Below are 13,500 nucleotides of genomic sequence, written 5' to 3'. Positions count from 1 at the left end.
GTTGATTAGGCTCCCTTCACAGCGGTACGAACCAGAACAACGCCGCCCTTAGGACCGGGGATAGCACCCTTGATCAGCAGGACATTGTTCTCTGCGTCCACACCCTGGATGGTCAGGTTCAGAGTGGTGTGGCGAGCTGCGCCCATACGGCCAGCCATGCGCATACCCTTGAACACGCGTGCGGGGTAGGATGCACCACCGATGGAACCGGGCTTACGGTGGTTCTTGTGCTGACCGTGAGACGCGCCAACACCCTTGAAGCCGTGACGCTTCATAACACCAGCAAAGCCCTTACCCTTGGTCTTGCCAACTACGTCAACCTTCTGACCTGCTTCGAAGAGCTCAACGGTCAGGTCCTGACCGAGGGAATACTCAGCAGCGTCTGCGGTGCGCAGTTCGACGAGGTGACGGCGGGGGGTAACACCGGCCTTCTCGAAGTGACCAGCCAGCGGCTTGGTTACCTTGCGAGAATCGATGGGACCGTAACCGATCTGGATAGCCTGGTAGCCATCGGTCTCCTGGTTACGGATCTGAGTGATTACGTTGGAATCAGCCTTGACGACGGTGACGGGGATGAACTTACCGTTCTCATCCCAGACCTGGGTCATGCCGAGCTTGGTGCCCAGCAGGCCCTTCACCTGGCGATCATACTTATTGCTCATTAGATGCGATCCTCTACAGCTTGATCTCGATGTTCACGTCTGCCGGCAGGTCAAGACGCATGAGGGCATCAACAGCCTTGGGGGTCGGATCAACAACGTCGATCAGACGCTTGTGCGTACGCATCTCGAAGTGCTCGCGGCTGTCCTTGTACTTGTGGGGAGAACGGATAACTACGTAAACGTTCTTCTCGGTCGGCAGGGGTACGGGACCCACTACGGTGGCGCCAGCCTGCTTGACCGTTTCGACGATTTTCCGTGCCGAAGAATCGATGACCTCGTGATCATAGGACTTCAGACGGATGCGGATTTTCTGTCCCGCCATCTGTCGGACTCTCTTTCTTGATGTATTCCCTGTATCGGAGCTTGTGCCCCTTTTTATGGCGCTTAAGGAACGCGATATATTCATCACGTGCGCCGCCTAGAACAGACTGAATCCTTCGCTTGATTCAAGCGACGGGTTCCTCACCCTGTCTAAGCACCGACCCACGAACTCGGGCGTGTCGCGTTTTCTATAATAAAAAACGCTGTAAACACGTGACCTTATTCTCTAGACCGGGTCATATGTGGGTACACTCCGTGCGGAGCATACACTTTTACAACGTCTTCTATTGTGACAGAGATAGAGTACAAACGCAAGCACTCCCCCATTAAGTGCTTAAACACACTTAAGACTTTCTTAAAGACCCCGATTCCTCACCCTGAACAGCTTTAATACCCCGCTGAGAAAATTATCAGGATTCTCCAAGACTCTCTTCAGGCTTTTCTCATACTCTATGCACTGAGTATCCAGATAGCCTTTCTAGAGTGGACATCAAGCATACATTTTGTCCAAGGAGTTACTATGTCCACCCCCGTTGGAGGTTTTATCCCTCCCGAGCAGATTCCTGGAACTCAGGCAGCAATGCAGCCGCCCGCTCATGGTTCCCAGGCTCCCATCCCACCTCATATACAAACAGTTATGCCCGCCCCTTCTGCTCCCGTATCCCGTTTTAGCCGCGAGGATATTTTCCTCAATATTGCGCTCTACGTGGGCTCCCTCTTTTTGATTGGTTCAGCGGCTCTCTTTGTCTCCACTATGTCCAGTGCTATTCAGGCAATTATGTTGGGCCTGGGTGCCCTGCTGTGCTATAGCGCGGGTCTGATCTGCTATAGCTTTGTCCCCCGCCTGCGCCTGGCGTCCTATTCCTTTACCGCCACCGGTTTGGCGCTACTACCTCTGAGCTCTGTAGCCATCTACACCTTTAAGCTCTGGGATAATGGCGGAATGCTCTGGCTGCTCACCTCCTTGGTGGGTACCGCAGCGGTGGTTCTTGCCTCGAGCCTGATGCGCAATCGCCTCATGGGCTATGTGCTCATTTCCTTTATTGTCTCCGATGCTCTCTCGGCAACCAAGGTCGCCGGCGCGCCCTTTGTCTGGTATTTCCTTTCCCTGACCATCCTGGCAATGCTGCTGAGTCTGCTGCTGCGCTATGCGCCCACTCTGGTTCCTACCGGTCTGCGCACCGGTATTGTGGATGCCTCCCGTATCTTTGTGCCCGGCACTGCCGCCGCCATGGTCTTCTTTACCGAGGCCATGAGCCATAAGGATATGGCTGTGGTTCTGGGTGTGATGAGCCTCTATGCTCTGCTCTTTACCCTGTTGGAGACCCGCGGTGAGGATTATCTGCAGCTGCGCCTATACCCGGTGTTTGCCACCGCACTGGCGCTACACGAAGAAGCCTCTATTACCATCTGGACCGCCACCGCTCTGGTGATTCTACTCAGCTGCGCCCTGGCATCCCTGCTCTTCCCGTATCTGAGCCGCGCGGCAGCGAGAGCACCCAAGGAATACCCGGTTCGCTTCTACTCCTCTAAGGTAGATGCCTATATCTCCGCTGTCGCAGGTGCGATAACTCTCTTCAGCTCCTATGTGTCTATTGCTGTGCTTCAGCCTCCCATGCACTCTTCTGCCCCCGGGCTTATTGAGGCGCTGGCTCCCCATCACTTTGACCATAGTGCCCCCTATTTCTCCCCCTGGGTACTCTCTCTGGTATACCTGGGCATGCTGCTGGCAATGGCTCGTTATCTGGATAACCCTGGGGCTCTGCTTGCCTACTCTGCTGTTCTGCTGCTGAGCCTCATCACCCTTAATGTATGCGGCGGTCTTTTCCTGCTGTGCATGATCTACGCTGCGTTCCTGATTCTGGCTCGTGTGCTGGGGCACCTCAACCATCTGCAGGCTGTTCCGGCAGCTCAGTGTCTGCTACTGGTGTCCGCTCTGGATCTGTACTACCTGCTCATTGATGAACCCGTTGCGGGCGACTTTATTGCTCTGGCAGCTGTGGGTCTGTGCATGTTTGCAGCTATTAGCCTGGTACGTATGCCTAAGCATCTGGTCCAGTACCAGCCGGCGCCGCGAGCTGGGCATCCGAACCTGCTCGTTCAGCCGATGAGCACTCCCACCATCGAGATGCATTTCTATATGTCTCTTGCCTGCATTGCCCTCTTTTTCCGTCTCTTTATTCCCTTTGGTATGGATACTGCAGGCAAAGCCGTGATGGGTGTCGGTTTGGTTCTGCTCTGTTCTCTGATGCTCAGCGCTATGAGTGCCGCCAGCACTAAGATTCTTGCAGCTCAGGCTGAGCGCCATGCAGAGTTTATTAGCTACCCGGTTATCTCCGCTTCCCTTCTGGTAGTCCTCCTGGGGTTCCTGGTGGATGAGGCTCTGCCCAGCACCCTCCTTACGCTACTGTACGTGGTATGTATGAGTGCTTTCGCCTTTGTGCTGGTGCCCGATTCCATTATGCGTAGCGTGCTGCTGGTTATTGCGCGCCTATCCCCCATCGCTATCGTTATTCAGCTGATGCGCCAGGAGAATATCCGTATTGACGGTGCGTTGCTTCTGCTTGGTGGTTTCGCGGCTATTCAGGCGGCAGTATCCTGGCTGATTGCTATGCGGGGTTCCTCCTCTGCAAAGCGCAACTTTGAGATCAAGGTCTTCAACGCGGCGTTCTATGCTCTGGCTCTTCTTGCCGTCAGTGCTTGCTTGTTCTCTTACTCTATGTTTGTCTCAGTAGATAGGGTATATATGAGCGCCCTGGTGCTCCCGGCTCTGACCGTTCTATTCGCCCTCGGTGCTGAGTTCTTCCCCGTATCCTTCGACCGTTCCGCTTCCCGCCTTATTCTGGGCGCCGCTCTACCGCTGAGCTTTATGGTGGCCCTAAACCGCCTGCATATCTTCGGTTACGATCTTGGGCTGCTGAGCGAAGAGAGCGTATACCGCTACTTCATGGGTGCTTTCCTGTCGCTGGTTATTATTCTGGTGCTCAAGGCAGCTCTCAAGCAGCAGGTTCGCGGCCAGGTGCAGATTCGCCCTCGCCTGATGGTTACTCTGCCCGGCGCCTCCACCGCTATTGCGATACCGGTTGAGGGCCCCCTACTCTCTGCAACCGCCTATATGCGTGCCTTGCAGGGAAGCTTTACCCAGCGTGTGTTCTCCTCCGCCAATCGTGAGATGCTCTACCCCCTGAGCTTTATCCTGCCCTTCCTGGGGCTGCTCACTCTTGGCTCCGCCAATAACTTTGCGAGTGCATGTAGCCTGGCTCTGGCAGCTACGGTCATTGCTCTGATTACTGCCCCGCAGTTCAGGCATATAGCTGCTGCAGCTATTCCGGTGGTCTTCTTCTCCCGCCTGATTTTTGCAGACGGTTTCTACCCCGTAGAATTTGCCCTGCTGATTATGCTGACCGTTATCTACACCATGACCATCAAGTACCCCTTGACCTCTCAGGCTATGCCCGCAAGCCAGCGAGCCCAGGCGCGAAAGCTCAGCTATATCACTCTGGGTATTATGAGCACCCTGACCCTGTGCTATCTCTTCCTGTTTAGGGATATGCAGATGGGCAGTACCCGCGGTGTCACTCTGGTGGCTCTGGCAGCGCTGATGGTCGGTGCGGCAGCCCTGTATCTGTCGACCATTTGGACCGGTATTGCGGCGGCTCTGGTCGCAGCCAATGTTGCTCTGGCTCTGAACCAGCTCAACGCTCTGGCTCTCTTTATTGCCTCGCTCATGATTATTGGTGGCGTGATTTGGCGTCTGCTCTCCCGCGAGCAGGGCTCCGATTCGGCTCAGTCGTTCTCTGTTCAGGGCGCTCAAGCTCAGACGATGCCCTATCAGCCGATGCCCTATCAACCGGTGCAGACCCAACAGATCGGCTATCCTCAGCAGCCGGATTACCCTCAGGGTTCCTAGGGGACTTCTGTAGTGCTTAGCTTCTGGCCTAGTATGTAGCTAAAAGCCTGCGGGATATAGATTGGATCTATATCTCGCAGGCTTTTACTCTGTCTTTTTCAGCTAGGGTTCTAACTCTGTTCTGACTGGTTTATATGTTTTAGCCCAGGGAGTTCAGAAGCTCCAGCACGCTAGAAGCCCAGGCAGTGTAGCTATAGCGTTCGGCGCTATCTTTGAGAGCCCAAGCACTGGCTTCATTAATCTGTGCTGGGCTTAGCTCCAGCATATGCTTTGCCATTTTCGCCTCGGTCATCTCCGGCAGGTAGAGCCATCCGCTGCGATCTCGACGGGGCAGGCTCGCAATATCCTCGTGCCTCTGGCCCACCACGGGCACACCACAGGCAAGAGCGTAGAGAACCAGCTCTTTCTCCCCCGCTCCATCGGGCACCAGCAGCAGATCCTGGGCGATCAGCAGAGCGGTGCTTTCCTCACTACCCAGCTGCACGGCGCTATCTTCAATCCAGGTGACGGAACTCGAGGAGCCAAGAGGCGGCACGGGCGTTGCATGCATACTCTCAGGGGCAGCAATACTCAGCTCGATAGTACGCTTCTGTGATGCCTCCTCTACCGCTCGCAGAGCCATAGCCAGAGCCTTAGGCTTTGATTCGCGAGCCACCAGTAGAACGTGCAGAGTCTTATCGGAGAGATCTCGGGGTGCGCGGGTGCGGCTCGGGCTCTGAGAGAGGGGCGCGGGAATAATCTGAATGCTCTCGCTCGGATAGGGGCAGGCTGCCAGCAGCTTATCTTTGGCTGCTCGGGAGGGCACAATAATGCGCGCCAGCTTGGAAACATTCGCCCTTGTGAGAGCGCCAAAGGCTCCAAAATCTTCAGCCCCCTCCGCCAGGTATACGATCGGGGTGTGGGTATCCACCGAGAGAGTTGTGTCCAGGGGCAGCAGGCTCAAAGCAGCACGGGAAGCATCTAGATCCTTAGAGTGCAGACGCGGCTGAGCAGAACCGCCAGAGAGAAGCGAGGAGAGGGCGCCCAGCAGACCGCCCGAAGCGCCTTCGCTCAATACCGGATAGTTCAGGCTGCTATTCTTTTCTGCCACTGCTTGCTCTAGGGCTGCGCGGGAGGCAGCGGGTAGGTGAGATTCCTGGTCAAGGATACTGAAAGTAGCGCTCATGCTCTTCTCCTCGTAGATGGGATATTGGCTCTGCTTTCTTCTAGGTTAACAAAGAATCCCCGTCTATTGATTGCTCAATAGACGGGGATTCCTAGAGATCCGCTAGATCAGCGAATTATCGAGGACTCGATAATTACTTGATGATCTTGGTAACGCGACCCGAACCAACGGTGCGGCCACCCTCGCGGATTGCGAAGCCGAGGCCCTCTTCCATTGCGATGGGCTGGATCAGCTCAACGGTCATCTCGGTGTTGTCACCGGGCATAACCATTTCGGTACCCTCGGGCAGGGTGATAACGCCGGTCACGTCAGTGGTACGGAAGTAGAACTGAGGACGGTAGTTGGAGTAGAACGGGTTGTGGCGGCCGCCCTCATCCTTGGACAGGATGTAGACGTTTGCCTCGAACTCGGTGTGGGGGGTGATGGAGCCCGGCTCCACGACAACCTGACCACGCTCAACGTCGTCACGCTTCAGACCGCGCAGCAGCAGACCACAGTTCTCGCCTGCCCATGCTTCGTCGAGCTGCTTGTGGAACATCTCGATACCGGTAACGGTGGTCTTCTGGATCGGACGGATACCGACGATCTCGACCTCGGAGTTGATCTTCAGGGTACCGCGCTCTGCACGACCGGTCACAACGGTGCCACGACCGGTAATGGTGAAGACGTCCTCGATGGGCATGAGGAAGGGCTTGTCCTTCTCACGCACGGGGTCCGGAATGTAGGTATCAACAGCGTCCATGAGCTCCTCAACCTTAGCAACCCACTCAGCGTCGCCTTCCAGAGCCTTCAGAGCGGACACGCGAACAACGGGAGCGTTGTCGCCGTCGAACTCCTGCGAGGACAGGAGGTCACGGACCTCCATCTCGACGAGGTCCAGCAGTTCCTCATCCTCAACCATGTCGGACTTGTTCAGTGCGACCAGCAGGGTGGGAACGCCAACCTGGCGAGCGAGCAGAACGTGCTCGCGGGTCTGTGCCATGGGGCCGTCGGTAGCTGCAACCACGAGGATTGCGCCGTCCATCTGAGCCGCACCGGTGATCATGTTCTTCACGTAGTCAGCGTGGCCGGGAGCGTCAACGTGTGCGTAGTGGCGCTTCTCGGTCTCGTACTCGATGTGCGCGATGTTAATGGTAATACCGCGCTGGCGCTCCTCGGGAGCGCTGTCGATCATGCCGAAGTCCTTCTTCTCGTTCAGATCCGGGTACTTGTCAGCCAGAACCTTGGAGATTGCTGCGGTCAGGGTGGTCTTACCGTGGTCAACGTGACCAATGGTACCGACGTTAACGTGAGGCTTGGAGCGCTCGAACTTAGCCTTAGCCAAGAGTGTTCCTCCTAGAACGTATCGAAAACATGCACCCGAATATGTTCTTCGGCGCATCCCGTTTATTCAAACGGTCTAGCGTCTAGAATAGCGGATTAACTCCACATACTACAAGTGACGCATATTTTCGATGATGGATTTGATAATAAAATTTTAGGTGCACGGCGCGGGCTTTTTCAAACCCGCGCCGTACGGGGTGAGCTGTGGCTCGAGTAAATTACTCGCCGCGGCTCTTCTGGATGATCTCGTCAGCGACGTTCTTGGGAACCTCACCGTAGCTATCGAAGGTCATCGAGAACACTGCACGACCCTGGGTCTTGCCACGCAGGTCGCCAATGTAACCGAACATTTCGGTCAGCGGGACCAGTGCCTTGATGATCTTAACGCCGGATGCATCCTCCATGGAACGCACCTGACCACGACGAGAGTTCAGGTCGCCGATAACGTCGCCCATGTACTCCTCGGGGGTACGAACCTCAACGTCCATCAGCGGCTCAAGCAGGACGGGGTTAGCGCGCTTAGCGCCTTCCTTGAAGACCATGGAGCCAGCGATCTTGAACGCCATTTCGGAGGAGTCGACGTCGTGGTAAGCACCGTCGATCAGGGTTGCCTTCACGCCCACCATGGGGTAGCCAGCCAGAACACCAAACTTCATAGCGTCCTGAATACCAGCATCCACCGAGGGGATGTACTCGCGAGGCACGCGACCGCCGGTAACCTTGTCCTCAAACTCGTAGAGCTCTTCGCCATCCAGGGGCAGGGGCTCGAAGGAAACCTGCACCTTTGCGAACTGACCGGAACCACCCGTCTGCTTCTTGTGGGTGTAGTCGACCTTCTCGACTGCCTTCTTGATGGTCTCGCGGTATGCAACCTGAGGCTTACCAACGTTAGCCTCAACCTTGAACTCGCGCTTCATACGGTCCACGATGATGTCCAGGTGCAGCTCACCCATACCACCGATTTCGGTCTGACCGGTCTCTTCGTTCAGCGAAACGGTGAAGGTGGGGTCCTCAGCGGAGAGCTTCTGGATAGCGGTGGACATCTTCTCCTGGTCACCCTTGGTCTTGGGCTCAATAGCCACGAAGATCACGGGATCGGGGAAGGTCATGGACTCCAGAACGATCGGGTGTGCGGGATCGCACAGGGTATCACCGGTGGTGGTATCCTTCAGACCAATCGCTGCGTAAATGTGACCTGCGGTAATCTCCTCAACCGGGTTCTCCTTGTTGGAGTGCATCTGGAAGAGCTTACCGATGCGCTCCTTCTTACCCTTGGTGGAGTTCAGAACCTGCTGGCCCTGAGCTGCAGTACCGGAGTACACGCGGGTGTAGGTCAGCTGACCGTAGAAGGGGTGTGCTGCGACCTTGAACGCCAGAGCTGCGAAGGGCTCCTCAGCGGATGCCTTACGGGTCAGCTTCTCTTCCTCATCAGAGGGGTTGGAGCCGACAACGTCCGGAACGTCCAGCGGGGAGGGCAGGTAGTCGATCACAGCGTCCAGCATGGGCTGAACACCGCGGTTCTTGAATGCAGAACCACACAGAACGGGGAATGCCTCGCCCTCGATGACCAGCTTGCGGATACCGCTCTTGATCTCGGGGATGGACAGCTCGCCCTCTTCCAGGTACTTCTCCATGAGCTCTTCGCTGGACTCAGCAACAGCCTCAACCAGCTCAGCGCGGTACTGCTCTGCCTTCTCGACCAGGTCAGCGGGGATGTCCTGAATCTCGTAAGAAGCACCCATGGTCACGTCGCCCTTAGCGTCGCCGGGCCATACGTATGCCTTCATTTCGAGCAGGTCAACAACGCCAATGAAGTCGCTCTCAGCGCCGATGGGCAGCTGCAGCGGCAGGGGGCGTGCGCCCAGGCGGTCAATAATGGTCTGAACGGTGAAGTAGAAGTCTGCACCCATCTTGTCCATCTTGTTGACGAAGCAAATACGGGGGACATCGTACTTATCAGCCTGACGCCACACGGTCTCAGACTGGGGCTCCACGCCTTCCTTGCCGTCGAAGACAGCTACGGCGCCGTCGAGCACGCGCAGAGAGCGCTCCACCTCAACGGTGAAGTCCACGTGACCGGGGGTGTCGATGATGTTGATCTGGTTGTCCTTCCAGAAGCAAGTGGTTGCTGCGGAAGTAATAGTAATACCGCGCTCCTGCTCCTGAGCCATCCAGTCCATGGTCGAAGCGCCATCGTGGGTCTCACCGATCTTGTGGTTAATACCGGTGTAGAACAGGATGCGTTCGGTAGTGGTGGTCTTACCGGCGTCAATATGCGCCATAATACCGATGTTGCGGACCTTGTTAAGGTCGGTGAACACGTCAAGTGCCACGTTTTTCTCCCTAAATGAGATACTCCGAAAGCCTGCCGGGCAGGATCACTGCCCGAGCAGGCCACAAACGGAGAATTACCAGCGGTAGTGAGCGAAGGCCTTGTTGGACTCCGCCATCTTGTGAGTGTCTTCGCGACGCTTCACAGCGGCACCGAGACCGTTGGATGCATCCAGGATCTCGTTCATCAGACGCTCGGTCATGGTCTTTTCGCGACGCTGCTTGGAGAAGCCAACCAGCCAGCGCAGAGCCAGAGCGGTGGAACGGCCGGGGCGAACCTCAACCGGAACCTGGTAGGTTGCACCACCGACGCGGCGGGAACGAACCTCAAGCGCGGGCTTGATGTTGTCCATAGCCTTCTTGAGGGTAGCTACCGGATCTTCGCCGGTCTTCTTCTGTACACCCTCCAGTGCACCGTAAACGATGCGTTCTGCAACGGACTTCTTACCGTCCATCAGAACCTTGTTGATCAGCTGAGTGACCAGTGCGGAACCGTAAACAGGATCGTTTACGAGGGGACGCTTGGGAGCGGGACCCTTACGAGGCATTACTTCTTCTCCTTCTTAGCGCCGTAGCGGGAGCGAGCCTGGCCGCGACCCTTAACACCCTGGGTATCCAGAGCGCCACGAACGATCTTGTAACGAACACCGGGGAGGTCCTTCACACGACCACCGCGAACGAGCACAATCGAGTGCTCCTGCAGGTTGTGACCCTCACCGGGAATGTATGCGGTAACCTCGACGCCGCCGTTGAGCTTGACACGAGCGACCTTACGCAGTGCCGAGTTCGGCTTCTTCGGGGTGGTGGTGTACACACGGGTGCACACGCCACGCTTCATGGGGTTGCCCTTCAGTGCGGGCGCCTTGGTCTTTACGACCTTGGGAGTCCGGCCCTTACGGACCAGCTGCTGAATAGTAGGCACAGTTTCTCCGTTGCTTGAATCGGGCTTATCTGTGTTCAAGCCCGATATAACGTACTGGCTTCCGCTGTCTGTACAGCCCAGCGGACGCTCTCGGTTGCTAGAAGCCCCGAGGATCGGGGTGTAGCGTACAGTAGCCGGTTTCCCGGGTGAATTTGTTTCTGGACACGCCAAAAAATGGCATTTAGACCCCAGCAAAAAATGCAGAGTCAAAGGACTGTATCCATACTGCCATTGATTCTTACTGACCCTGTGCATGCTGTGCATACACGGGTGCTACAAACTTCGAGTTAAGACTATACAGGTTAAATCCGGCTTAATCCACTCTTAAGCTCAAAAAGAGCAAAAAACTTTTAAACGCGGAGGTAGGAAGGCTCTTAAACCCCTATGCTTCTGCCCTACTCAAAGACCCAATATAAAAGCCCCGTATAAAAGCTCAGCGCCCGGGAAGAAACGAATCTCCCCGGGCACTGAACTATCTACACTCTCGCAACACTCTCACGCAGACTATCGGCGCATAATCTGGAAGGGACGAGTCACGCCCTCAAAAGAAGTCATTGTTGAGGCACTGACCTTAGCGTCTCCCATATACCGAATACGGAAACGACCCGGCTGCACATCCTTGGTAGGCGCCCAACGCACCGTCACCTTAGAACCGGCAACACCGCTACGCTGCCACTCAAAGAAAGTATCCGGGTGATTATCTCCCGCGAAATACTCCCAACGGCCGCCATTATACTTTTCAATCACAAAATAGCTGGAGTCGAGGTGCATATTATTATTCGGATGCGCACCCACAAACTCAGCGCTCACCTCCTGAACCCCAGCATAAGCGTCCTGAGGCTGCACCGTCACCTGGCCGTATTTCAGGCCAAAAACAGGCTTATCGTATACGACCTTACCCTGCAGGCTGGTCACCGGATGCGGATCCCAAGGCTTAGTACCCAGCGGCAAAGACTCGTTCTGCTTCAGCGCCGTACCCACCTTCGACAACGCCTGACGGTACGCCGCCATAGTATAGGGGCCGTACAGGGTCACGCCGCCCTCATATTGCTGACTCTGATACTCCTCGACAGTAGTCACATAGTGGGTGTACGCATTGGTATAGCCCTGCACAATAATATGCGAAGGATCCACACCGAAAAGCTGGGCAGCATCCAGACGATATTGAGCACCCACAGCCCCGGTCATCTCACCCGGCAAACCCAAAATATAGTAGGTACCAAAACGCATAATCTGCACCGGCACCACCGTCTGCATGAGCTTACCGTTCATATCGGCAACCATCAGGCCCTTCGGCGACTGGCAGGCGCGCTGAGCATTCGTCGGCGCAAAAATAATACGGCCCAAGAAAGACTGAGTCGTCTGACCCTCATGGAAAATCGGCAAACCGCCACCACCATCTTCCTCGCTACCGCGAGCAAAAGGAACACCTAAGAAGGCGCTACAGGTGCGCTCAGCCTTGCCTGTACCCGTAAAGCGAGCATCCACCTCCTGATTGACCATATCCACATAGGTAATACGACCATCCAGGCCGGAACCCACCGGAGTACCGGAAGAGCGCAACTGGGCGCGCACAGCGTTTGCCTGCTTAGCACCCTGAATCTTCACATTCTGAAACTGGTCATCAGTCGGACCCGAACCGGCACGTAAATTCGTATTCGGAGTAACATCACCCGCATTAGAATTCGCAAAAGCCGCAATAAAACCGTCCCCGCTACCGGCACGATTACGATCCACACCGTGATCATCATGCTCCAGCAGATACTCTGCATAACCCTTATTATCGCTAGAGACAAGGGTATTCTGCGTGGTCAGCGAGGTTGGATGAATAGCAAACCAATTAATCACCGCGCGAGTTTTACCATTACGTTCCAAACGCAGGGTCATATCCGTCGGGTCCACGCCATTAACCAGCTGCTTACGCAGCTCCGCACGATTACCCGTATACGCCGCCATAGAACGATTACGCCCCACCTGAGTGAGCGAAGAACGCGACACCGTCACATTACCTGGAGCCAAATCCTTCATCGCAGCATCCAGAGCCTTCATCGAGCCCTCAACCTGAGCATTGAAAGTATCAGGATGGAAACCCAAAGTCGTCACATTAAAAAGCATATGGTGAGAAATACCACCCGGAGTGGCGTGCGTATGGCTGGCGGTCACCATAATATTCTCCTCACCAAACTGACCCGGGTAGGCAGCCTGAATGCGACGAACCAGCTCATCACGCAGGCTCTGCCACGCAGAAAGAGCGTCCAGAACAATCACCACATTGCGCTTAGAGGTAGCAGGATCCACTACCAAGAACACGCGCGCATACTGGCGCGTATGAATGCCACTACCCTTCTGGGAACTATCGCCATAACCCATAAAACCAACCTCGGCGGGCTCACCGGTAATATCGGCAGCTCCCGCACCGACCAGGTACGGGTTATCGGCGGCGTGAGCTGCCGTATCAGGAAGAGCAATAGCAATAGGGGCGAGTGCGGTAGCAGCTGCGATACTCAATGCTGCTGCGGGGCGCGAAAAGAGTGCGTGCATGCATGAGCGTACATGCTGCATGAGGGAATATTTGTGCATGGATTCTACTCTATCAGCTTCATCGAGAATGATTATTCAGCTTAAAACAAATAGAATGATTGTTCTTATATTGTGTGATTGGGATTGATATTTCACTGTATTTGAGTTTGGATTCATATAAGTATTTGAGTGTATTGGCTGAGCGCGTTAATGGATGCGCCGCTGCGGAGCTTCAATCTCCGCAGCGGCGCCGTACCCACGCACTCATCAGACACTTAGCCACAGCCTTGCCGGATTGAACAGCTAAGACAGGAGTGAAAATAAAAACCCGTTCTATATCACTGTA

9 protein-coding genes are annotated in these 13,500 nt (G+C 55.5%); 1 reads left to right on the top strand and 8 read right to left on the bottom strand.

All coding sequences use genetic code 11. From position 1 onward, the window contains the following. Nucleotides 1-5: 5 nt before the first annotated feature. Nucleotides 6-662 (bottom strand): 50S ribosomal protein L3, encoded by a 657-nt coding sequence (rplC, locus tag Q4P78_RS01950; protein WP_303338629.1) that lies wholly within the window; start codon nucleotides 660-662, stop codon nucleotides 6-8. 13 nt (nucleotides 663-675) lie between these two features. Beyond that, the gene (gene rpsJ, locus Q4P78_RS01945; RefSeq protein ID WP_303338628.1) at nucleotides 676-984 is read right to left on the bottom strand and encodes a 30S ribosomal protein S10; all 309 of its coding nucleotides are present in this window, start codon (nucleotides 982-984) and stop codon (nucleotides 676-678) included. Between the two features lie 519 nt (nucleotides 985-1,503). Between rpsJ and Q4P78_RS01940 the strand changes: the two genes are divergently transcribed. Next, nucleotides 1,504-4,893: a hypothetical protein gene (locus Q4P78_RS01940; RefSeq protein ID WP_303338627.1), complete on the top strand. Its 3,390-nt coding sequence runs from the start codon at nucleotides 1,504-1,506 to the stop codon at nucleotides 4,891-4,893. Between the two features lie 139 nt (nucleotides 4,894-5,032). On the opposite strand, the gene Q4P78_RS01935 is transcribed toward Q4P78_RS01940, so the two are convergent. The 6 genes from Q4P78_RS01935 to Q4P78_RS01910 all read right to left on the bottom strand — a co-directional run bounded on the left by Q4P78_RS01935 (nucleotide 5,033) and on the right by Q4P78_RS01910 (nucleotide 13,175). Next, nucleotides 5,033-6,058: a hypothetical protein gene (locus tag Q4P78_RS01935; RefSeq protein WP_303338626.1), complete on the bottom strand. Its 1,026-nt coding sequence runs from the start codon at nucleotides 6,056-6,058 to the stop codon at nucleotides 5,033-5,035. A 133-nt stretch (nucleotides 6,059-6,191) separates the two neighbouring features. After that, complete coding sequence (tuf, locus tag Q4P78_RS01930; RefSeq protein ID WP_303338625.1) at nucleotides 6,192-7,382, bottom strand: elongation factor Tu; 1,191 nt, start codon at nucleotides 7,380-7,382, stop codon at nucleotides 6,192-6,194. Between the two features lie 217 nt (nucleotides 7,383-7,599). Beyond that, nucleotides 7,600-9,714 carry an elongation factor G gene (fusA, locus tag Q4P78_RS01925; protein ID WP_303338624.1) on the bottom strand — a complete coding sequence of 705 codons (2,115 nt, stop codon included), beginning with the start codon at nucleotides 9,712-9,714 and terminating at the stop codon, nucleotides 7,600-7,602. Between the two features lie 75 nt (nucleotides 9,715-9,789). Further along, nucleotides 9,790-10,260, bottom strand: a complete 471-nt coding sequence (gene rpsG / locus Q4P78_RS01920; protein WP_303338623.1) for a 30S ribosomal protein S7 — start codon at nucleotides 10,258-10,260, stop codon at nucleotides 9,790-9,792. Further along, on the bottom strand, nucleotides 10,260-10,634 hold the full coding sequence (rpsL, locus tag Q4P78_RS01915; protein ID WP_005504939.1) for a 30S ribosomal protein S12: 375 nt from the start codon (nucleotides 10,632-10,634) through the stop codon (nucleotides 10,260-10,262). The genes rpsG and rpsL overlap by 1 nt, the downstream gene beginning before the upstream one ends. A 504-nt stretch (nucleotides 10,635-11,138) precedes the next feature. After that, nucleotides 11,139-13,175: a neutral/alkaline non-lysosomal ceramidase N-terminal domain-containing protein gene (locus tag Q4P78_RS01910; protein WP_303338622.1), complete on the bottom strand. Its 2,037-nt coding sequence runs from the start codon at nucleotides 13,173-13,175 to the stop codon at nucleotides 11,139-11,141. Nucleotides 13,176-13,500: the final 325 nt, after the last annotated feature.

Source organism: Rothia sp. (in: high G+C Gram-positive bacteria) (assembly GCF_030540545.1).
Taxonomy (GTDB): Bacteria; Actinomycetota; Actinomycetes; order Actinomycetales; family Micrococcaceae; genus Rothia.
Note: the sequence above shows the minus strand (reverse complement) of the source record. Positions and strands in the feature narration are given on the sequence as shown.

Bases quoted from the DNA above. Each gene is read 5' to 3' on its own strand.
- Q4P78_RS01935 (WP_303338626.1), bottom strand. From the start codon at position 6,058: ATGAGCGCTACTTTCAGTATCCTTGACCAGGAATCTCACCTACCCGCT.
- Q4P78_RS01910 (WP_303338622.1), bottom strand. From the start codon at position 13,175: ATGCACGCACTCTTTTCGCGCCCCGCAGCAGCATTGAGTATCGCAGCT.
- rplC (WP_303338629.1), bottom strand. From the start codon at position 662: ATGAGCAATAAGTATGATCGCCAGGTGAAGGGCCTGCTGGGCACCAAG.
- rpsJ (WP_303338628.1), bottom strand. From the start codon at position 984: ATGGCGGGACAGAAAATCCGCATCCGTCTGAAGTCCTATGATCACGAG.
- rpsG (WP_303338623.1), bottom strand. From the start codon at position 10,260: ATGCCTCGTAAGGGTCCCGCTCCCAAGCGTCCCCTCGTAAACGATCCT.
- Q4P78_RS01940 (WP_303338627.1), top strand. From the start codon at position 1,504: ATGTCCACCCCCGTTGGAGGTTTTATCCCTCCCGAGCAGATTCCTGGA.